This window comes from Corynebacterium suranareeae (assembly GCF_002355155.1).
Classification (GTDB): Bacteria; Actinomycetota; Actinomycetes; order Mycobacteriales; family Mycobacteriaceae; genus Corynebacterium; species Corynebacterium suranareeae.
The window spans coordinates 1,431,898-1,453,716 of the sequence record NZ_AP017369.1 but is presented as its reverse complement, the minus strand read 5'-3'; the positions used below and the strand labels follow the sequence as shown (position 1 = coordinate 1,453,716).

Below are 21,819 nucleotides of genomic sequence, written 5' to 3'. Positions count from 1 at the left end.
GTATTAAGACTCCGTGTGGCAAATGGTGCCAGATCCCAACACAATATCGCCGTCTGCATCAGGCAAATACAGCACGGCAGCCTGGCCGCGAGCAACACCCTGCAACGGCTCGTTGAGGTTGAGCACCATGAAATCTGCACCACGATCAATCGTCGCAGAGCAAGAAACTACTCCACCGTGGGCGCGGACCTGGACTTCACAATCGATCTGTCCGTCCATCGCTGGGTGCAGGAACTTCAAACGATCAGCGTGGATGGTGGTGACCTTCAGGTTTTCACGCGCACCCACCGTCACGGTTCCGGTCTTGGCATCAATGTCGGTGACGTAACGTGGTCGACCATCAGCAGCCGGCGCCTTAATATCAAGCCCCTTGCGTTGACCGATGGTGAACTCATGTACACCTGCGTGCTCACGAAGTTCGGTGCCATCTTGATCCACGATCATTCCAGGACGCATACCGATGTGCTTGCCTAAGAATGCTTGAGTATTGCCATCTGGAATGAAGCAAATGTCATAGGAATCTGGCTTCTTTGCCACCGAGAAACCAGCGGCACTTGCCTCCTCACGGATCTCAGGCTTAATGGTATCTCCGACTGGGAACATGCAGTGCTCAATCTCATGAGCTCCGAGCACACCAAGGACATAGGACTGATCCTTATTTGGATCAACTCCACGACGAAGGTAGCCATCACCACCATCTGCTGGCTGAGTCAACCGTGCATAGTGACCAGTAACCACCGCATCGAAACCAAGCGCGATACCACGCTCAAGCAAGGCAGCAAACTTGATCTTTTCATTACAACGCAGGCAAGGGTTTGGGGTCTCACCAATCGCATAAGAATCAATAAAGTTGTCAATCACATCTTCCTTGAAGCGATCCGAGAAATCCCACACATAAAATGGGATACCCAACTTGTCACATACGCGACGGGCATCAGCAGAATCTTCCAAAGAGCAGCAACCACGCGAGGATTCACGCACGGTTTGCGGATCTTGCGACAACGCCAAATGGACGCCTACTACCTCATGACCAGCTGCGACAGCGCGTGACGCTGCGACGGCGGAATCAACGCCTCCACTCATTGCTGCAAGAACCCGCATGATCTCCCCTCTACAAAGCTTTTTAACCTACGTTTACTTAATTAATCTCAACAACGTAGCGTATCCGCATGTTCCCGAAATCCCGAATTTCTTTTATTTAGGGAGGATTTTCAAGCTTTCATGGTTAAGCATTCACTCTTCCTCTAAATCTGATGCACGTAGATCTGATGCAAGCGAAAACATGCTGAAATACTCCACCTTTGAGTGTTTTTTGATGAGAGCCCGGATGACCGCATAAATATCCATGCTGAGTTCATCCATGTCTTCATCCGCATTTGAATTGATGGTGAACCTATATTCAATGAGCGAAATTGTGCGGTCTTGGATATCAGTACTATCGCCGAACATTTCCACCCAAGACTTTTCAACTTCTAAAGGGTCGTCCACTGAGTGCTGTACCGATATTTCATGGTGTGAAATACCGGGGTTTTCTTTCAAAAATTCAACCGCCAACTCCTTGGAAATCTCTTGAGCCTGGCGGTCTGTAGAAAATACATAAAGCCGCTCAACATATTCTGTTTCAACTCTCATTGCTTCCACCTCTACTATTGCCCCGCTTATCTCATAACAGAGAGAGTTCTAAAGGATCTAAGCCACCACAGTGGTTCTAAAAGATCTAAACTCGCGCTAGACTTCTAAAAGATCTAAAGTGCCGTTTCAACACAGTCCAACACAGTCCAACACCACATTCCGCAAACCCGACTAGACCATCCAAGGTGTCTTCTATGTCAGCTCGCAATCCGTTCCGCCCCACTTTCGGGGTTTCCCCCACCGTACTTGCTGGTCGCGACTCACTTCTACAGTCTTTCAAACTTGGTCTCGCAGAAGGCCCCGGAAGCCCCTTTAGAGCATTGCTGATTTCTGGATCTCGTGGCATGGGCAAAACTGTGCTGCTCAATGAGTTTGAAGATGCGGCTGCGTCTCAAGGATGGATCACGCTTCGTGCTTATCCGGATAATTCCATGGTGGATGCTTTGGTCAATTCCGCCATCCCGGAGGCGCTACAGAATCTTGACGGACCGCAGTCCAAAAGAATGCTCAGTGGTGTGGCCATTCCTGGAATTGCTACGGTGACGGCCATTGCTGATCCAACCAAGAAGGACCCCACTCCCACGCTGATTTCCAGGTTGCGTGAGTTGGCTACTCGTTTACAAAAGCACGGCTCTGGAATTTTGATCACCCTTGATGAACTCCAAAGCGCCAACGTGGATCTCTTACATGTGCTGGCCACTGCGGTCCAAGACCTCCTCCGGGATGATTTCGATATCGCATTGGTTGCAGCTGGCTTGCCTGAAGGCATTGACCGTCTTCTTCAACACGAGGGCACCACATTTATTCGCAGAGCTGAAAGAATCTTACTTAGCCCCGTAAACCACGAAGATTCTGTACAGATGTTTATCGACACCGCAGCTGAAGGCCAACGGCAGATGACGTCAGAAGCTGCTGAGTTAGCGGCAGAAATCAGCAAGGGTTACCCCTATTCCATGCAATTGACCGGATCCCTGGCTTGGGCTCGAAGCACTCTTGACAGCTCCGATTCAATTCAAGCAGGACAAGTCGACGCCGTCCGAGATGAAGTGGTACGCCGCATGGGCATGCAAGTTCACGAACCGAGCTTGCATCAGGTTCCAGATGGTGAACTGACCATTTTGTATGCGATTGCCCAACTGTCAAAAAACGGTGAAATGGTGTCTACTGGAGATATCGCACACCTCATGGGAGTTAAGCCCAACGCCTTGTCGATGCAGAGAAAACAGCTTCTCAGCAGAGGTCTTGTCGAGGTTCCCAAGTATGGTTTCCTCAATTTCACCTTGCCGTACATGCGCGAACATCTCCTAAGCAGCCCCCACCACCGCCCCATCAAGTAGAAAATAAAGAAAGCTTTTTCGTGGCCCGTAAGCAATCCAACAAGCAATCCCGCAAACAAACCTCCTCACAGTCTGGCAACACTCCCATTGCCGGTACTTATGAAGGCGAATACTCCGTCATTGAGTTGGAGGCTGATTCTTACACCACCGACGGCTGGTTGATCAGTATTAATGGAGTACCCAGTTCTCATATTGTCTTAGGTCAACCGCAGGCACTTGAATTTGAGTACATGCGGTGGATCGCTACCGGTGCCCGCGCTTTTATTGATGCCCACCTTGATGCATCAAAGCTTCGGATCACTCACCTTGGCGGTGGTGCGTGCACATTGGCGAGGTATTTTGCCGATGTTTACCCGCAGTCACGTAACACTGTCGTGGAATTGGATGCGGAACTCGCTCGTCTTTCGCGGGAATGGTTTGATATTCCACGCGCTCCACGGGTGAAAATTCGCGTCGATGATGCCCGCGCGGTGGCAGAATCTTTTACTCCCGCCAGCCGTGATGTGATTATTCGAGACGTTTTCGCAGGAGCCGTCACACCAAACAGCTTTACCACCGTGGAGTTTTTTGAGCACTGCCACCGAGGCCTTGCTCCCGGCGGGTTGTACCTTGCTAACTGTGGCGATCATCCTGATCTGCGCGGTGCCAAATCTGAGCTGGCAGGCATGCTGGAAGTTTTCCAACACGTTGCCGTCATCGCCGATCCGCCCATGCTCAAAGGGCGTCGTTACGGCAATATCATTTTGTTAGGTTCAGACACGGAATTTTTTAACTCCACTAGCACGGAAGCTGCCGCGATTACCCGCGAGTTGCTCGGTGGCGGAGTCCCTGCCCAGTACAAGGATGAAAGTTGGGTGCGGAAATTCGCATCGGGCGCTCAGCCACGCCACGATGAGGTCGCTAACCTCCAAATGCTGAGTGATACTCCACAACCCCTTGCGGAAATTCAGGAGAATTCAGACATAGAGCCATAAAGTACTCCGCTGGCGCGTTCGGATAGACCAACCCGGGCACGACTTCAAAACCGAAGCGTCGATAATAGCCCGGATCACCAAGCAATACGGCACCGCCAGCGCCCTCCGCTCGCAGTTGATCAAGCGCGCTGCCCATAAGCGCAATGCCCACACCCTGTTGCTGTCTATCGGGTCGCACACTGACAGGCCCAATGCCAAACCAGCCCTGTGCCCCACCGCCGATCAGCACTTCAGATGCAGCAATATGGCCAATGACCTCGCCACCCGCTTCAGCGATAAGCGAAAGGCTTAGCGCCTTCGCAGCACGAAGCTTATCGACGAGATCCTTCTCTGTTCCATCAGACTGCTCAATTCCTGCAAAGGCTGCTTCAGTGACGTCATAAATCGCATCGATATCGTGCTGTTCTTCTACTCGGATGTGAAATGCACTCATGCCCACCAAGACTAGCAACGCAACCAAAACCGGCACGATCACGCCGATTTCCCCACCCCACCCCCTTTTCACCCCATGAATTCACCAAATCCGGCACGCTCTTGCCGATTGCCCGTTGATAAACGCCAAAAATCCCCGTACACTCACAAAAACGGCACGATCATGCCGAAACTTAGCGCAGAGGACACAGATGAACGCAGAAGAAATCGGAATGGCATTGCTTAAAGCCCGCAAAGACTTAGGCCTTCGGCAAGCTGAACTCGCCGACCTGGCCGGTGTGTCTGAACGTTTCATCCGGGATGTCGAAAAAGGCAAAGCAACAGTCCAACTTAACAAAGTCATCGATGTCTTAAGCGTCCTCGGATTAGAAATGACTATAGAAATTCACGATCCTTTAAAGGCTAAGCCATGACCCCGATTGCCGATATTTGGTTCCACAACACACTTGCCGCCCACTTCACGCGTGAAGGCCACCAAACAACTTTTCGCTACCGTCACGACTACACCGGTCCGCCCATTGCCACTTCCTTGCCGTTGTCACTTACTCCTGTGACTACCGCATCTGGTGCCATCCCCCCATTCTTCGCAGGCCTACTCCCCGAAGGTCGCCGATTAAGCTCACTGCGTAAAAACATCAAAGCATCCGCTGATGATGAACTATCCCTGCTTCTAGCAGTTGGTAACGATCCAGTAGGGGCAGTATCGATTGTTCCCCACGGTGATACCCCTCAACCTCCCACCCCCACAATCCAACTGGAAGGCGATCTAGATTTCTCTTTAGCACTTAATGATGCTGGAATCGCTGATCCCGTGGCACTGGCTGGAGTTCAAGACAAAGCATCTGCGCGCACGATTGCAGTGCCGATTGCAAGCGATGCCATCTTAAAACTCTCCCCACCCGAATATCCCTACTTGGTAGAAAACGAGGCCGCCTGCTACCAGCTGCTGGCAAAAAACAAGCTGCGCATTGAACTGTCCAAAGTCGAAGTCCTTCACGATAAACACGGACGATCCGGCCTTCTCGTTCACCGATTTGATCGCACACCACAGGGAAAAATCCCCGTCGAGGATGCAGGACAAGTCTTAGGCATTTGGCCGGCAGACAAATACTCGGTGAGCTACGAAGAAATCGCACAATCACTTTCCAAAGTGTGTTCTTCCCCCATCTTGGCGATGCGTAATCTCGCCTTTCAAATCGCAGTCGCTTGGTTAAGCGGCAACGGGGATCTTCATGCCAAGAACATTTCCATCATCAACAAAGGCCGTGGATTTGAAATCAGTCCTGTATATGACATCCCATCCACAGCGATTTATGGCGACACCACCATGGCCTTAGAAATCCAAGGGTCTACTAAGGATCTCAGTAAGAAAAAGTTCTTAAAATTCTGCACGTCCATTGGGCTTCCGGAAAAAACTGCCATGTCAGTCGCTCTTGCAGCCCTTTCAGCAACAGCAAACGCCGCCGGCACGATCCTAAGCGCAGGCAATTTCAACACCCGCGCAGCCCGGGATCTCACCAGAGTTCTTTCGTACCGTCGCAGCACATGGGAAGCATAAGTCGGCTTCTTAAACTGCGCTTTATCTGATGACCAGATAGCGGTTATCACATCGAAGTCATAGTTGGTTTAAGGCAGTTTCCAAAACCAGCACATACGACCAAATCCATCAAAACTCCCAACATTTTTGGTCGCCAGATCAATTTTGCAGGCCGGGATAACGGCATATTTGACCAAGAATCCAATTTGTAGAAGCTGCCTTGGTCACCAGATGAAGTGAGGCGTAAAACTTAAAGGTTGGGCTAGAAAAAGTGACCTCACAGGATCGCCTCTAACGCCCTTTAAGGCCTCAAGTGGTACAAATACCCATTGAGAAACTTCGGGCTCTTAAACGGCCTGTTAGACGCGATTGTTAAAAGACCTCAATAAGTTCAATCCAAGCAGGGTCTGATGACCAAATCAGCACGGCTTTTATTTCAGATTGCGGAGAATTAAACAGCTCGCACCGTTAATATCTAAACAATGATCAAAAAGTATTTATCAACAATTGCTGCCATGACAATTGCAAGCACTGCTTTGTTTGCACCAAGTGCGGGGGCGAATACGCTTTCTTCTAAGTTTCCAGAAAACGACATGGTGGATCCCTCTTTACCTACCATGACCTCAACTGGGCTGAATCGTTCTCAGGAAACTGTGTTGCTTCAGGGACTTTTTGGCGCGGTCATATTGTCAACAGGATCGCCCGTTGTGGGTGAATGCCAGCATGTGCCGTTGTCCCACCAGCAGCTCATATGCCCGTTGGCAACAGAGCTGCACTATGCGATTTTTGGTCGCTAGAACGCCATTCCTGCGGTACGGGCTCTGGTCACCACATCTTCAATCACATCGATAACGGCCAGGATTGCTTCTTCTGTGGTGGTCCGCCCCAAGGTGAATCGGATCGCACCGCGGGCATCGGTTTCTGAAATGCCCATGGCCAACAGAACGTGGCTGGCGCGATTGACACCGTTGGAACATGCTGAGCCTGTGGAGGCTTCGATCTTTAGGGAATCGAGAAGCATGATCAAACTATCACCCTCTGCACCTGGGAAAGACAAGTGAAGGTGTCCTGGCAGGGATGGTTCGGTGGTGTGGACTAGCACGTTGGGGATACGGTGGAGGATGGCGTCGAGAAGCATCTTTTTTAAGCCCCTAAGGCGGGTGGCTTCGCTATCGAGCTCAGCCACTGCTTCGCGTAATGCGGCGGCGGTGGCAGCTGCGCCGGCGACATCGAGGGTGCCTGGGCGGATGCCCCGTTCTTGACCGCCGCCGTGCAGGACTGCTGAAGGTGCAGGTGAGCGCCTAGCCAGCAGCAATCCAACTCCTCGGGGCCCACCGAATTTGTGTGCGGAGGCCGCCAACGTTGTGGCTCCAAGCTCATCAAAATTAACAGGCAAGTGGCCAACTACCTGCACGGCATCAATGTGCGTCGGAGTCCCGGACGCCTTCGCTGCTGCAATGAACTCGGAAACCGGCTGGATCGCCCCTGTCTCATTGTTTGCCCACATCATCGTGGCAACGGCAGCTGGCTTTTCCAACGCTTCAAAGGATGACACTCGCCCATCTGGACCGATCGGCAACAGCTCTACTTCTGCCCCGCCGAGTTTTAAAGCGTTGACTGTCTCTAAAACTCCTGGGTGCTCAATCGGAGTAGAAATAACCCGACTAAGCGGTGATGTGTGATATAAACCCTGCACAGCGAGGTTATCTGCCTCGGTACCAGACGCGGTGAAAATGACCTCGATGGGTTCACAACCCAGCAACGATGCTATTTCTTCACGCGCGGAATCGGCAACACTGCGCGCTTTACGCCCCGAACCATACTGGCTCGCGGGGTTTAATGCCTGTGCATGTTCCATCCATGCGGCTGCAGCCACCTCACGCATTGGTGTGGTGGCAGCATGGTCCAGATAAAAAGTGTTCAAAACTCCTACTTGCGCTTGTTAATCTCTTCGATGAGCGCTGGGGCGATATCAAAGAGGTCGCCAACAACACCGAGGTCTGCGATTTGGAAGATCGGTGCGTCCTCATCGTTGTTGATCACAATAACCTTCTTTGCGGTCTGCATTCCAGATGTGTGCTGAATTGCGCCGGAAACACCAAGACCAATGTACAGATCTGGAGAGACCGTCACGCCAGTTTGGCCCACCTGGTACTCGCCTGGGTAGTAGCCCAAATCAACTGCGTCACGGGTTGCTCCCACTGCACCGCCGAGAGCATCTGCCAGTGGTTCAACGATGGTGCGGAAGTTTTCTTCACTTCCAACACCACGTCCACCTGCGATAACAACCTTTGCCTGTGGAAGCTCAGGGCGATCGCTTTGGGTGCTTGGGGTAAAGGAAGTAATGGTGACGTCCTTTGCGGTGGCACCTGGAATTTCAATAGTGGCAAGCTGACCTGCAGCAGGTGCAGCCACGCCATCGAGTGCACCGGGACGCAAAGTGTACAGCGGTGAAGCTCCACCAACAGCAGCGGAAACCTGGATGGTATCGCCGAAAATGGACTGCTTCGCGGTGCGGTCGGCGTTGATTCCGACAACATCAGTAAGCACACCTGAGGCCAAACGTGCAGCCAGGCGACCAGCGATTTCATTACCGCTAGCATTCGCTGCGATCACGATAGGACCTGGGTTATTTGCTGCCAAAATGTGCAATGCATCAACGGCAGGCAGGATCAAGCGGTTGGATGCGCCAGCAGCTTCCGCAGAAACAACTTGCGCTGCACCCCACTGGCCAAGTTCTGCAGCAAGGCCAGCACCAACGCCTGGCTCACCGACAACAACAGCCACGACATCACCAAGAGCGCGGGCAGCTGTGATTAATTCAAGGGTTACTGGTTCTGGGCGGCCGTCTTGCTGCTCAACCAGCACATAAGAAATCGACATGTAAATGTTCTCCTTTTTGGATGGTTGTGGCTAGATCAGGTTCTCAGCAGCGAGGTATTCAGCAATCTTTTCAGCTGCACCCGACGCACCAATAACATCACCCTGAGCTCGTTCAGGACGATCAGCCACAGCGGTCACCGCAGTTGCCGCATGGGACAAACCGACCTGCTCTGGAGTGACACCAATTTCAGCCAACGTCAGCTTCTTAATTTCAGCCTTTTTGGCAGCCATAATGCCCTTGAAGTTAGGGAAACGTGGCTTATCTGCCTTGTCAGAAATGGACACCACGGCAGGTAGAGCTGCCTGCAGTTCATAGGTTCCGTGATTATCAATACGGGTGGCAGTAATGGAGGTGCCATCGGTGTTAAGTGCAGACAGGTTGGTTAGCGCTGGTACCTGGCGGTATTCAGCCAAAACTCCTGGAAGTGCACCCATGGATCCATCAGAAGAAGCAGAACCTGCAACAATGAGCGCTACATCCGGGATGGTGTTAATAGCATTGTTTAACGCCCACGCGGTGCCCAGAAGATCAGATCCTGCCAAAGCATCATCGCTCAGCTGAATTGCTTCATCTGCGCCCATCGATAGTGCCTTACGCAGGGCTTCTTCACCGGTTGCAGGGCCAGCGCTTAATGCAACAACGCGGTAATCCGGGTTGGACTCCCGCAAGCGCAGTGCCTGCTCCAGAGCAAACTCATTGATCTCATCTAGGACTCGATCCACGCCTTCACGATCAAGGGTGAAATCCGCTTCCAGCGTCCTCTTAGACCAGGTGTCTGGAACATTCTTAACCAGAACCACGATTGTGGACATCCACACTCACCTTTCAATTCACGTTTTTTAAACTCGCCCGCCCATACTACGCGGGCTTCGCCCATTGCTTTTCGACGCCTACCTACCGTCGCCTCTAAGCCCGGCCACCGCGCATACACAGGCAGACTAATCAGTCTATAAAGAACAGACTAAGCAATCCAGAGGCGGGTGCACAATTTTCTGGGTAATTTTATTAAGCCCACTGCCTCGGGCCACATATGAGTGCCACTCCCCGAGAACCAATCCGCGTAATCACTACAGCCATCGGCTTTGCCCCCTTCAGCTGCAACTTCTTGCGCAATTGATCGGGATCAACATCCACCCCGCGCACCAAAATCTCTACTGAACCCGCATCGTGTGCCGCCATTGCTGATTTCAACTTCTTTAGCGGCACTTCTTCAATAAACCTAAATCCGCTCGTGCCTTCAGGAATCCTATTGCCCGTGAGGTAGGCAATACGTTCATCCAACATCCACAGGTTTTCCCTCACTGCATAGTGTCGAACCAACCCGGCGCGCACGATGGCACCATCAGGGTCGATGATGTATTCACCAGGTGCACCGGCAAGGTTTTGTTCCGGGGCATCGTCTGTACGGTTAGTGATGCGATCGGTGTGCCCATTTTTGATGACAACAGCTTCTCGGGTTTCACCATCTGCCAGATCAGCGCTGTAGAGGCAGGCTTCTTTTACTCCTCCATCAACGCTGACGACGCTCACCAGTCCCGTCCATTCAGAAAAATCAAGGCCGGGTGCGCACTTGACAGCGATTGGTTGGTGGGGCCAGGCGTCGAGAAGCGAAGGCAGTGGTGGCAGGAGCTGTGCCGGATTTGTAATGCGTTTGCCCCCGCTGCGTCTAGCAGGGTCCGCGATGATGACGTCGGCTCCCCTGCTTGCAGGCCAAAGTGCATCGACGCGAGCGATAAGCGCATTTTTGCCCTGGAGGTTGTGTTTAGCCATAAGGGTTCTTGAGAAATCTAAGTCAGAGCCGATATAGCGCAGGCCTTGTGTGATCACTTCGTGCCCTTCAGTACCAATGGAGCAGGTGACATCATGAACAATGGCGTGTTCACCAAGTGCTGTTTTAAGGCGCCGAACACGCTCTGCTGACACCGCAGGCGGAGTGGTTTGCTGCGCCGATTCTTGACACATCAGCCAATCTTGCGGAAGCTTCCCCTCCGCACTTCGCCTAGCTCCCGCCAACTCTGCGACAGCCCGGCCATAATCCCCAAAGTGCTTCCGGAGGGTAGCCACATCTGCGATCATCGACTTCTTACTCAAATCAAGATCTGCAGTAACCGCAGCAATTTCTTGCTTCGCCTGCGCTAAGAAACGCACCTCATCCACACTAAAGCTCATGCAGAAACCTTAGCTAACTAGAACCGTTCAGTTCGAAGCGCCTGATAAAACTCCGCATACCTCGGGTTATCCACGGCGTCATCCAACACCGGAGTCATATCAACCGTTTCAGCATATTCCAGTACTTCCTGAACTGACTTAAACTGCGACAACTCAAACAACGACGCCCACGTAGGGATCACCAACCGCAGCAACCCGGCGCGCCACCCATCCAGAATCAACCGGGCAGGAAAATACCCCGTTGAAGAGGCCTCAGAAGTCTTGCCATCTGCACATTGCCCCTCCGGCTCCACTGCCACAAAAGAAAACGTATCAAACCACTCCCGATTCCCCTCCGGGCTAGCCCACCTGGCAAAAGGCACAATCAAATCACTACGAATCGCCAGATTTTCCCTCTGCAACATATCAGTCAGCGACATCTCATGAGTTTCCAACCGCACCCGATAATCATGATACTTACTGGCATCCTTCACCAACCCAGAACCATCGGTGTACTCCGCAAGCAACGTACCAGCCTCTTCAAACAACTCACGAACAGCAGCAAACACCAACGCATAAGCCACCTGAGGTTCAACCCCCAAGCGCCTACCCCACTCCTCTGCGCTCGGCCCCCTCCACACCTCTTTGCCATGACCATCAGCAAAATCCCGAGAATCAACACCCCCACCCGGAAACACCGTCGCCCGAGGGAAGTTAGCCATGGTCGACACACGCTCCTGAATGTAAACCTCTACATCAGGCTGCCCATTGATGATCCCATCCCGAACCAGCAGCACCGTAGCGGCCAGTTTCCTTCCACCAATGCCTCGCATCACCATTGCTGCACCCTGACTTTCTGTAAAGCTTGTTAAAGCTTCCGCGTGTAGTAAACACACACTAAAAACTTCTGTGGCCTAGTCTATGGATTCCGTGCGCAGCCCGCACGAGAATGTGTCATCTCATGCTTTTTGAGTGGATAAAAAATTCTGTGAGTTTTGGGTTCCTTTGGTTTTTGGGGGTTTGTGGTGGCGTTAAGTTCGAGATCTCACTACCGAGACCACGAGTTCGAGACCTTAACGGCGATTTCTTAAGAGCAATACCTTGAACTCAATTTCTTGAACTCAATTTCTTAACTCCGATACCGTGAGGTTTCTAGCTGATTTCCTAACGGTCTCGAACATAAGAAATTGAGTACGAGGTCTCGAAAGTGTGATCTCGAACTTAAAGACCGGGAAACCCTAAGCAGGGCTTCACAACCCCTAAAGGGCGACTTCACAACAGGCGACTCCACGGTAGCGACTTCTCGTACTCAAACTTCACGTCATACGACTTCAGTGCGCAAATCCAGAAAACCATAGCGAAGTCGCCCGATAAGAAGTCGACCACGTGAAGTCAGCGGTTGGGAAGTCAGCCCACGTGAAGTCGATGACCCAAATCACAACCCCACACTCAAACCCCAGAAAACCTAAGCTCTGTGGCTCTTGGCATTACGCACACGTCGGGCAAAGTAACGTTCCCCAATGCGGTCTACTTGGATTGGTTGGTGGAATGCTTTGGATAAATTCTCATTGGTCATCACGGTGTTGATGAGTCCTTGGGCGATTATTTCTCCTTCGTCGAGGAGCATCGCGTGGGTGAATCCGGCGGGAATTTCTTCGACGTGGTGGGTAATCATCACGATGGCTGGCGCGTCTGGGTCCATGGCTAGTTCACCGAGGTATCCCACTAGGTCTTCGCGGCCGCCTAGGTCCATTCCGGCGGTTGGTTCATCGAGGATGAGGAGTTCTGGGTTGGTCATTAATGCACGTGCGACGAGGACTCGTTTGCGTTCACCTTCGGAAAGTGTTCCCCAGGTGCGGTCTGCTAGGTGCATGGCTCCGACTTGTTCGAGGATTTCGGTGGCTTGTCCAAAGTCCATGTCGTCGTAGTCTTCGCGCCAGCGGCCTAAGATGGCGTAGCCTGCGGATATAACAAGGTCGGAGACTTTTTCATCGCTTGGGATTCGGTTGCCTAATGCTGATGAGCTCACGCCGATCATGGAGCGGAGATCGCGCATGTCAGTTTTGCCGATTTTTTCTCCCATGAGGCGTGCGACTCCTCCGGAGGGGAATTCTTCGGCCGATGCCATGCGGATTAGTGTGGTTTTTCCTGCGCCGTTGGGGCCGATAATCACCCAGCGTTCGTCTAATTCAACTTGCCAATCGACAGGGCCGACTAAGATTCTGCCGTCTCTTTTAAAGAAAACTCCTTGGAAATCAATCAGGAGGTCTTCGTTGAAGTCCTCATCAGATCCAGATACAGGCACCACATTTGAATTATTAAAGGTATTAGTCACAGCTTCCATATTGACTGATTTCTCCGGTTCCGTGTGGAAGTGACACAGCTCCATTAAGCTTTCGTAGAGGAGACATACCCCCGGCGCGTCTGCCTGTGTGTCTGCGTGGATGTTTTTACGTTTGTGTGAGTTTATTCGCACGTGACTTCGCATGTTGAGGAGAAAACTGTGACTGGCCGTCTCGGAATCGATGATGTTCGTCCCCGTCTTTTGGATGGGAATCCAGCGAAGGCAGTGGTGGGTGAGATTGTTCCTGTGTCTGCTGTGGTGTGGCGGGAGGGCCATGATGCCATTGCGGCGACGTTGAATGTGCATGGTCCGGAGGATTCTTCTGTAGCTGCGGAGACTATTCAGATTCATATGCGTCCGTCGCCTGATAATCAGGATCAGTCAAATGCGTTTTTCGTTCCTGATGTGCCTGGTGATTGGACGTTCCGTGTAGATGCGTGGTCGGATCCGATGGCTACGTGGCGTCACGCGATTACCACCAAGATTGAGGCTGGTCAGGGTTCTGATGAGCTGTATAACGATTTTGAGCGCGGTGCACAGCTTTTTGAGCAGGCTGCAGAGAATTTGCCTAGAGATGACAGAGTGATGCTTCTCGACGTCGCCTCCTCCCTCAGGCGTGGCGGCGATGTACGCGCGCGTCTCGCTCCAGCACTGACGGCTGGTGTCACCCAGCTGTTGGAGCTCAACCCACTGCGTGAATTGGTCACGATGGGTGACAATCTTCAGGTTCGAGTGGAACGCCGTGAGGCTTTGGTGAACTCCTGGTATGAGTTGTTCCCTCGTTCTACTGGCGGTTGGGATGAATCTGGAACACCTGTTCACGGCACATTTGCTACCACAGCGAACGCATTAGAGCGTGTAGCCAAGATGGGCTTCGATACGGTGTACTTCCCACCAATTCACCCCATCGGTGAGGTTAACCGAAAAGGACGCAACAATACCCTTACCCCCGAACCTCATGATGTGGGTTCGCCGTGGGCTATTGGCTCTAAAGATGGTGGGCATGATGCCACCCATCCTCAGTTGGGCACGATTGAAGATTTCCAGGCTTTGTTGGCTCGCGCGCGTGAACTCAATTTGGAAATTGCCCTTGATCTAGCTTTGCAGGCTGCCCCTGATCATCCATGGGCACAGGAACACCGCGAGTTTTTCACGGTGTTGGCGGATGGCACCATTGCGTATGCAGAAAACCCACCGAAGAAGTACCAGGATATTTATCCCATCAACTTTGATAACGATGCTCCGAAGATCTATGAAGAGGTCTATCGTGTGGTGAAATTCTGGGTGGATTTGGGTGTGACCACGTTCCGCGTGGATAACCCCCACACAAAGCCTGCTAATTTCTGGCAATGGCTTATTTCAGCCATCCATAAGACAAACCCTGAGGTTATTTTCTTAGCGGAGGCGTTTACTCGCCCGGCACGTCTGTATGGCTTGGCCAAGATTGGTTTTTCTCAGTCGTATACCTACTTCACATGGAAGGTCACTAAGCAGGAGCTTACGGAGTTCGCCACTGAGATTGCGCAGATGGCGGATGTTTCTCGCCCGAATCTTTTTGTCAACACTCCTGATATTTTGCATGCGTCTCTTCAGCATGGTGGTCGCGCGATGTTTGCCATTCGTGCAGCTTTAGCAGCAACGATGTCTCCTGTGTGGGGTGTGTATTCAGGTTATGAACTCTTTGAGCATGAGGCTGTAAAGCCCGGTTCGGAAGAGTATTTGGATTCTGAAAAGTATGAGCTGCGTCCCCGTGATTTTGAAGGTGCACTTGAGCGTGGGGATTCTTTGGAAGATTATATTGCGTTGCTCAATCACATCCGTCGCGCTAATCCTGCGCTGCAGCAGCTTCGAAATATCACGTTCCATGAGGCAGATAATGATCAGATCATCGTGTACTCAAAGGTTGATGCTCTAACCGGAAACACGGTGTTGGTTGTGGTCAATCTTGATCCACGCAGTGCCCGCGAAGCCACGGTTCGTCTGAATCTTGGTGCGTTGGGCTTAGAACCCGGCGCGCAGTTCGAGGTCCGCGATGCTATTACAGGTTCTCGTTATCTGTGGTCGGATACCAATTTTGTGCGCCTTGAGCCGTTGCGCGATGTTGCCCACATTTTTGTGTTGCCTGAGCTTCCAGCATCTCGCCGTGAGCGCCTTGCATGGCGTGACAATGATTCTTACCGCGCCTAAATTTCCCTATCCAGAATTCTTAGAATCCCAAGGACTTTTATCATGACCGTTGACCCCGGAAGTCACATCACCATTCCCGAGGCAGATTTGGCGCGTTTGCTCCACTGCAACCACCACGATCCGCATGCGTTTTATGGGTGGCATGACACCGAAGCAGGTTCGGTTATCCGCACGCGCCAGATCGGCGCAACGCAGGTCCAATTGCTTATCGACGGCACCTCTCACGTCATGACACCTTTAGGCGATGATATTTTCGCCATTGATTTAGGTGACCGCGAGCCCACTGATTACCGACTACAAATCACGTGGTCTGATCAAAAACCGCAGGTGAAAGCTGATCCGTATTTCTTCCTCCCCACATTGGGAGAAATGGATATTTATCTGTTTTCTGAAGGTCGCCACGAACGCCTATGGGAGGTTCTTGGTGCAAATATCAAGACCTATCAAACAGCATTGGGTACCGTTCGAGGCACTGCTTTTACTGTGTGGGCTCCTAATGCGATCGGATGCGCAGTCGTTGGTGGATTCAACGGATGGAACGCCTCCCAGCATCCGATGCGCTCAATGGGTGGATCTGGGCTGTGGGAACTTTTCATCCCAGGTGTAGAAGAAGGCGAAGTATATAAATTCGCTATCCAAACCAAGGAAGGCCACCGACGAGACAAAGCAGATCCGATGGCTCGTCGTGCTGAACTTGCACCAGCAACTGGTTCGATCGTGGCGTCATCCGAGTACCAGTGGAAGGACGCCGAATGGCTGAGCACTCGCGCGAATTCCGATGTTTCTGCTCAACCGATGAGCGTGTATGAGGTTCATCTTGGATCGTGGCGCTGGGGCAAAACCTATGAAGATCTTGCCACTGAGCTTGTCGATTACGTTGCAGACCTTGGATACACCCACGTGGAATTTTTACCCGTTGCAGAACACCCCTTTGGAGGTTCTTGGGGATACCAGGTCACTGGCTACTATGCGCCAACTTCTCGCTGGGGTACTCCAGATCAGTTCCGAGCACTTGTGGATGCTTTCCACGCCCGTGGCATCGGTGTGATCATGGACTGGGTGCCAGCGCACTTCCCCAAGGATGATTGGGCGCTTGCACGTTTCGATGGCGAAGCGCTTTATGAACACCCTGACTGGAAGCGCGGCGAACAAAAGGATTGGGGCACGTTAGTCTTCGACTTTGGCCGCAATGAGGTCCGAAACTTCCTCGTGGCAAATGCCTTGTACTGGATTGAAGAATTCCACATCGATGGTCTTCGCGTCGATGCTGTGGCCTCCATGCTGTATTTGGATTATTCCCGGGAGCACGGCGAATGGGAACCCAATATTTACGGCGGCCGCGAGAACTTGGAAGCAGTTCAGTTCCTGCAAGAAATGAACGCCACCGTGCTGCGTCTACACCCAGGTGCTTTGACCATCGCAGAAGAATCCACCTCTTGGCCAGGGGTCACCGCACCTACTTGGGATGGCGGTTTGGGATTCTCCCTGAAGTGGAACATGGGATGGATGAACGATACCTTGGAGTACTTTTCCAAGAATCCTGTTCACCGCGCCTTCCATCACAATGAACTCACGTTCTCATTGGTGTATGCGTTCTCTGAGCGTTTCGCATTACCGATTTCCCACGATGAAGTAGTCCATGGAAAAGGTTCATTGTGGAACCGTATGCCTGGCGATACCTGGAACAAAGCCGCAGGTCTTCGCACTTTCCTTGCTTACATGTGGGCACACCCTGGCAAGAAGTTGCTGTTTATGGGCCAAGAGTTCGGCCAGCGTGAAGAATGGTCTGAAGCCCATGGTTTGCCATGGGAGGTTGTCGAAGGCTGGCAAGGCGAATACCACGAAGCCATTCGCACACTGACCAAGTCCCTTAATGGTGTATATGCGGACTCCCCTGCCTTGCACACCCAAGATTTCACCGGTGAAGGCTTTACCTGGAATAAGGCGGATGATGCCACCAACAACATCTTGGCGTTTACTCGCTTTGGTAAAGATGGCTCCCAGATGTTGTGTGTCTTCAACCTTTCTGGCACCCCACAGCCTGAGTATGAACTCGGTGTCGTTGCAGGTGGTCAGTGGCAACTAGTACTCAACACCGATGACGCTGAATTCCTCGGCGCGGATAATGACATCGCACAATCGGTGGAGGCTGTGTCCATTCCTCGGGATAATTTTGCGCACTCTTTGCAATTGCACATCCCAGCAATGAGTGCACAGTTCTACTCCCTGCAGAAGTAGTAGACAAGAAAATGCATCCTTGCGCTCACCATAGGCTCAAGGATGCATTTTTTGTTTAGTTTTCGTTCAAACCCGACCAACACGCTGTTGATTACGGCACTTGTGTGCCAAAAATGCACAATAACGTTTATCGCTTGTTTAAAGCCTCGAGTTTTCCTAGATGAACTTACGCATGCACTTGAGCTTGAAAAACCGTTAAAAGCGCTTCTGGGGAGGTATGACTTTTGCGAGTTGGGGCCACAATTTCAACCCGACCAAACCAGGAGACCCAGAATCTTCAAAAACTTAAATGTTGGGTCTCTGTGTTTGGTAATGAGCGCGATATACCAAACCAGGAGACCCACAAACGTCGAAAACGTGATTTCTGGGTCTCCTGGTCTGGTTCATGCCGGGTTCGGGGGCGCAACCTCCTAAAGGCACATACCGCCGCCCTAGTTTTCAAATCGGGTGTCTACCGTGTCTTCGAAATTGAAATCCTCAACGAGGCCGGCGGAGACGAAGGCGTCGATAAGCGCATTCTGAGCGGTGTTGACTTCGGCATCGAGCGGCACCTGGTGGCGCAGGCTGCGGGTGTTGAGCTTGGAAGCCTCTGGATCAAAGCCGGATTCTTGGCTATAAATTTCTGCCCATTCATCGGTGTTATCCTCTGCCCACTCGTATGAGTCTGCAACGCGGTCCAAGAAATCTGACAGCGCTGCTTCCTTGGCGGGATCGTCGAGGGCTTCATCACTGGCCACACCGAAGCCGTGTCCGCTGACTAGACCTGCTCCCCTGACTAAAACTTGAGCGCCTTCAAGTTCAGCCTGTGAGCTGTAGGGATCCCACACTGCCCATGCATCTACCTGGCCGTTTTGGAAAGCAGCCTTGGCGTCGGAGGGTTGGAGGAGGTTGATTTCTACATCATCAACGCTGACGCCTGCTTTTTCGAGTTGTTGGATGAGGTGTCCGTGGGCGCTGGATCCGCGGGCAACGGCCACCTTCTTACCCGCTAAATCAGCAACAGAAGCAATACCGGAGTCCGGGGCGACTAAGATGACATCGCCTAAAGCATCGTTGTTGTATGCGGAAACCACTTTGGTGTTGGTGGGGCCGCCGATGATCGGTGGGGTGTTTCCGGTGATCGCGAAATCTATTTGACCTGCGTTAAGGGCTTCGATTTGGGGCGGTCCGGAGGTAAATGAGGACCATTCGATTTTGTAAGGGACATCATCTAGCTGCCCTGCTGCTTGGAGTACTTGTTCTGTTCCAGCGATTTGATCACCGACATTAAGGGTCACTTCGCTCAAATCGATGGACCCATCAGGATTGGTTGCAGGATCGCCAGTAGCCGATGAACAGGAGGCAAGACCAAATCCGAAGGCGAGCACGAGGGCGAGTTTCTTAAGTTTCATGAGTTCTTTCTAAGCAGGTGTAGTGATTTCGAGCCACTCAAGTAATTGAGCGGTATAAGCGGCAAAGGAGGGATGGGTGCGGCGGTCGCCTGAGATATCTACTGAAAGGCTGTGTGTGATAGCGCCGTCATCAAGCAGAAGCACATGATCGGCTAGTGCAATTGCTTCAGAGACGTCGTGGGTGACCAGCAGGACTCCGAGGTTGCGGTTTTTAACAGTTTTGAGAAGTAAATCTTGTGCGGTGAGTCGGGTTAAGGCGTCGAGGGCGCCGAAGGGTTCGTCGAGAAGCAAAAGCTCTGGCTCGGAGATCAGCGCTCGTGCAAGCGAGACGCGTTGGGCTTGGCCGCCGGATAGCGTGAGGGGCCAGGCAGCATCGGAGTCGGGCAGGTTGACTTCTGCAAGCAGGGCCGAGGCACGATTTTGCGCTTCGGACCAGGAAATATCGGAGCGGTTGAGGCCAAAGGCCACGTTATCTAGGACTGTTTTCCAGGGCAGAAGGCGAGGTTCTTGGAAAGCGACGGCAGGATTCCCAGATATTTCAACTGAACCTGAATGCTTATTGGACAGTCCCGCCAGCACGCGCAGGATCGTGGATTTCCCCGAGCCTGAGCGCCCAATCAGCGCCGTTATTTCGCCACGGTTAATGGTGAGGTCAATGCCTTGGAGGACTTCTTTTGTTCCGTATGATTTGCGCAGTCCGCGGACGGTAGCTGCGGGTTTAAGTGACAGTGTGGCAGTCATGGTGAGCAACTTTCTTAAGCGTTTCGGTAGCGGAAGGTGTGGCGTTCCCACGCTCTGATCAGCGCTTCAGACAGCAGACCGAGAGTGGCGTAGACAATGAGGCCAAAAATAACGAGGTCGGTACGGTAGAAATCGCGCGCGTTGTTGATAAGGAAGCCGAGGCCCTCGCGTGCATTGACTTGTTCCGCCACGATCAGTGACAGCCAGGCCGCCGCACTTGCTTGGCGCAGCCCCACAAAAAGCTGCGGTGCCGCGGAAGGGATGATGATGGTGCGCAGCCGCTGGATGAATCCGAAACCCATCACCTGGCCTGCCTCAAGAAGTTTTGGATCAATTTGTCTAAATCCACTCGCAGTATTGAGGTACAGCGGATACAGCACACCGAGGCTAATAATCAGCACTTTCGGCAGCTCACCAATACCGAACCAAATGATAAACAGTGGCACCAAACCCAGGTGCGGCAGTGCGCGGGCAGCTTGAATGAGGGGGTCAACAGCGGTGTCGGCGAATCTGGACATGCCGGTCAACACACCCAAAGAAATTCCAAGGACAGCACCGAGGGCGAAGCCTAGAAGGACGCGTTGGCTTGAGACGAGGAGGGCGTCGAGAAGCGTGCCGTTTGTAGCCACCTCCCAGCCGGCGGCGACGATCGTCGTGGGTGCCGGCAGAATCCGCTCAGGGATGGCACCCAGGCTTGAGCCAAGCTGCCAGACCACCAGCACCGCAAGCGGTGAATAGATGCGCGCAGGCAGCGCAAGTTTGGGTCGAGTCAAGGTTGTAGTCATGACGCTTTCCTTAAAAGATTTTGCTTTTCGACGCCACCCTCGTTCGCCACATCGACACCCCGGCGCACCAACTCAGGAATAACCCCTTCCCCAAAGTAAAACGCTTCCTCCAAGTTCGGATAACCAGACAATACAAACTGATTCAAACCGAGAGCTGCGTATTCTTCGATGCGATCCGCAACCTCCTCGTGCGAGCCCACAAGGGCTGTTCCAGCACCGCCGCGCAACAAACCGACACCTGCCCACACGTTGGGATACACCTCCAAATCACGGGCAGAGGACCCGCTAGCAAACGCACGACCCTTGCCATGCAGCTCCGCCATCCGGCGCTGACCCTCTGATTTGGATGTGGCAAACCCGGCTTGAGCCTTCGCTACCTGTTGCGGAGTAACCCCGCTGATCAACTTCTGAGCCACTGCCCACGCTTCTTCAGACGTATCGCGAGTAATCACGTGGAAGCGAATCCCGTGGCGCAGTTCCCGGTTACGCTGTGCTGCTAACTCGTTGATCCAATTGATTTTCTGCGCCACCTGATCAGGAGTTTCACCCCATGTCAGGTAAGTATCGGCATAACTCGCAGCTACCTCACCCGCAGCCGGCGAAGATCCGCCAAACAAAATCTCCGGAATAACCTCTGGTGGATGCGCCAGGCTAGCCTGCTCCACCTGCAAATGTTGCCCATGATGCGTAACGGTTTCTCCGCGCCACAACCTTGTGACAATCTCAAGGAATTCCCCAGTGCGAGCGTAGCGTTCGTCCTTACTTAAAAAATCACCAAACGCACGCTGCTCCACATCTTCCCCACCAGTGACCACATTGATCAGCAATCGATTGTTTGACAACCGCTGAAAAGTAGAAGCCATCTGCGCAGACAGTGTAGGACCAATCTGACCTGGGCGAAGCGCAACGAGGAACTTCAAACGCTTCGTCGCCTCAATCAACGAAGCATCAGTAATCCACGCATCTTCGCACCACGTGCCCGTTGGAGTCAGGACGGATTCAAAACCGTTGGTCTCTGCGGCAAGCGCAAGTTGTTTGAGGTAACTGTGGCTGAGCTCGCGGGAGGTGCCAGATTTCTCCGCACCATGACCGCCGCCGATGATGCCTCGGGAATCACCTGAAGTGGATAGGAACCAATGAAAAGTTAATGTCATGGAACATACTTAAACAGACCGCTTAGTCTAGTTGA

General features: G+C 52.5%; 20 protein-coding genes. 7 read left to right on the top strand and 13 right to left on the bottom strand.

Annotated features, from left to right (window positions below):
- Positions 1 to 3: 3 nt before the first annotated feature.
- Positions 4 to 1,101: a tRNA 2-thiouridine(34) synthase MnmA gene (gene mnmA / locus N24_RS06890; RefSeq protein ID WP_096455520.1), complete on the bottom strand. Its 1,098-nt coding sequence runs from the start codon at positions 1,099 to 1,101 to the stop codon at positions 4 to 6.
- Between the two features lie 132 nt (positions 1,102 to 1,233).
- Positions 1,234 to 1,632 (bottom strand): hypothetical protein, encoded by a 399-nt coding sequence (locus N24_RS06885; RefSeq protein ID WP_096455518.1) that lies wholly within the window; start codon positions 1,630 to 1,632, stop codon positions 1,234 to 1,236.
- Positions 1,633 to 1,826: 194 nt separating this feature from the next.
- Between N24_RS06885 and N24_RS06880 the strand changes: the two genes are divergently transcribed.
- Positions 1,827 to 2,969 (top strand): AAA family ATPase, encoded by a 1,143-nt coding sequence (locus tag N24_RS06880; RefSeq protein WP_096455516.1) that lies wholly within the window; start codon positions 1,827 to 1,829, stop codon positions 2,967 to 2,969.
- A 20-nt stretch (positions 2,970 to 2,989) separates the two neighbouring features.
- Positions 2,990 to 3,943 carry a spermidine synthase gene (locus N24_RS06875; protein ID WP_096455514.1) on the top strand — a complete coding sequence of 318 codons (954 nt, stop codon included), beginning with the start codon at positions 2,990 to 2,992 and terminating at the stop codon, positions 3,941 to 3,943.
- Here N24_RS06875 and N24_RS06870 read toward each other — a convergent pair.
- On the bottom strand, positions 3,870 to 4,376 hold the full coding sequence (locus tag N24_RS06870; RefSeq protein WP_096459876.1) for a GNAT family N-acetyltransferase: 507 nt from the start codon (positions 4,374 to 4,376) through the stop codon (positions 3,870 to 3,872). The genes N24_RS06875 and N24_RS06870 overlap by 74 nt on opposite strands.
- A 190-nt stretch (positions 4,377 to 4,566) precedes the next feature.
- On the opposite strand from N24_RS06870, the gene N24_RS06865 reads away from it, so the two are divergent.
- The 3 genes from N24_RS06865 (at position 4,567) to N24_RS06855 (ending at position 6,709) form a co-directional block, all read left to right on the top strand.
- Positions 4,567 to 4,788 (top strand): helix-turn-helix transcriptional regulator, encoded by a 222-nt coding sequence (locus N24_RS06865; RefSeq protein WP_096455512.1) that lies wholly within the window; start codon positions 4,567 to 4,569, stop codon positions 4,786 to 4,788.
- Positions 4,785 to 5,933, top strand: coding sequence for a type II toxin-antitoxin system HipA family toxin (locus N24_RS06860; RefSeq protein WP_096455510.1), 1,149 nt, complete (start codon positions 4,785 to 4,787; stop codon positions 5,931 to 5,933). Before N24_RS06865 ends, N24_RS06860 begins: the two co-directional genes overlap by 4 nt.
- A gap of 461 nt (positions 5,934 to 6,394) precedes the next feature.
- Positions 6,395 to 6,709, top strand: a complete 315-nt coding sequence (locus N24_RS06855; protein WP_096455508.1) for a hypothetical protein — start codon at positions 6,395 to 6,397, stop codon at positions 6,707 to 6,709.
- On the opposite strand, the gene N24_RS06850 is transcribed toward N24_RS06855, so the two are convergent.
- From N24_RS06850 to N24_RS06825, 6 genes are all read right to left on the bottom strand, one after another.
- Entirely contained in the window at positions 6,706 to 7,836 is a 1,131-nt protein-coding gene (locus N24_RS06850; protein WP_096455506.1) for a cysteine desulfurase family protein, read from the bottom strand. The genes N24_RS06855 and N24_RS06850 overlap by 4 nt on opposite strands.
- A 5-nt stretch (positions 7,837 to 7,841) precedes the next feature.
- A complete protein-coding gene (locus tag N24_RS06845; RefSeq protein ID WP_096455504.1) occupies positions 7,842 to 8,795 on the bottom strand; it encodes an electron transfer flavoprotein subunit alpha/FixB family protein in 954 nt (317 codons plus the stop codon).
- 30 nt (positions 8,796 to 8,825) lie between these two features.
- The gene (locus N24_RS06840) at positions 8,826 to 9,608 is read right to left on the bottom strand and encodes an electron transfer flavoprotein subunit beta/FixA family protein (protein WP_096455502.1); all 783 of its coding nucleotides are present in this window, start codon (positions 9,606 to 9,608) and stop codon (positions 8,826 to 8,828) included.
- 193 nt (positions 9,609 to 9,801) lie between these two features.
- The gene (locus N24_RS06835) at positions 9,802 to 10,965 is read right to left on the bottom strand and encodes a THUMP-like domain-containing protein (RefSeq protein WP_096455500.1); all 1,164 of its coding nucleotides are present in this window, start codon (positions 10,963 to 10,965) and stop codon (positions 9,802 to 9,804) included.
- A 17-nt stretch (positions 10,966 to 10,982) separates the two neighbouring features.
- Positions 10,983 to 11,783: an NUDIX hydrolase gene (locus tag N24_RS06830; RefSeq protein WP_096455498.1), complete on the bottom strand. Its 801-nt coding sequence runs from the start codon at positions 11,781 to 11,783 to the stop codon at positions 10,983 to 10,985.
- Between the two features lie 626 nt (positions 11,784 to 12,409).
- On the bottom strand, positions 12,410 to 13,288 hold the full coding sequence (locus N24_RS06825) for an ABC transporter ATP-binding protein (RefSeq protein ID WP_096455496.1): 879 nt from the start codon (positions 13,286 to 13,288) through the stop codon (positions 12,410 to 12,412).
- Between the two features lie 159 nt (positions 13,289 to 13,447).
- Between N24_RS06825 and N24_RS06820 the strand changes: the two genes are divergently transcribed.
- Positions 13,448 to 15,475 (top strand): alpha-1,4-glucan--maltose-1-phosphate maltosyltransferase, encoded by a 2,028-nt coding sequence (locus N24_RS06820; protein WP_096455494.1) that lies wholly within the window; start codon positions 13,448 to 13,450, stop codon positions 15,473 to 15,475.
- Between the two features lie 42 nt (positions 15,476 to 15,517).
- Positions 15,518 to 17,713 carry a 1,4-alpha-glucan branching protein GlgB gene (glgB, locus tag N24_RS06815; RefSeq protein ID WP_096455492.1) on the top strand — a complete coding sequence of 732 codons (2,196 nt, stop codon included), beginning with the start codon at positions 15,518 to 15,520 and terminating at the stop codon, positions 17,711 to 17,713.
- 431 nt (positions 17,714 to 18,144) lie between these two features.
- On the opposite strand, the gene N24_RS06810 is transcribed toward glgB, so the two are convergent.
- The 4 genes from N24_RS06810 to N24_RS06795 are packed head-to-tail and all read right to left on the bottom strand — an operon-like array spanning position 18,145 to position 21,784.
- On the bottom strand, positions 18,145 to 19,104 hold the full coding sequence (locus tag N24_RS06810) for an ABC transporter substrate-binding protein (protein WP_096455490.1): 960 nt from the start codon (positions 19,102 to 19,104) through the stop codon (positions 18,145 to 18,147).
- Positions 19,105 to 19,113: 9 nt separating this feature from the next.
- Complete coding sequence (locus N24_RS06805; RefSeq protein ID WP_096455488.1) at positions 19,114 to 19,845, bottom strand: ABC transporter ATP-binding protein; 732 nt, start codon at positions 19,843 to 19,845, stop codon at positions 19,114 to 19,116.
- Between the two features lie 14 nt (positions 19,846 to 19,859).
- A complete protein-coding gene (locus N24_RS06800) occupies positions 19,860 to 20,630 on the bottom strand; it encodes an ABC transporter permease (RefSeq protein ID WP_096455486.1) in 771 nt (256 codons plus the stop codon).
- Positions 20,627 to 21,784 (bottom strand): LLM class flavin-dependent oxidoreductase, encoded by a 1,158-nt coding sequence (locus N24_RS06795; protein WP_096455484.1) that lies wholly within the window; start codon positions 21,782 to 21,784, stop codon positions 20,627 to 20,629. The genes N24_RS06800 and N24_RS06795 overlap by 4 nt, the downstream gene beginning before the upstream one ends.
- Between the last annotated feature and the right edge of the window lie 35 nt (positions 21,785 to 21,819).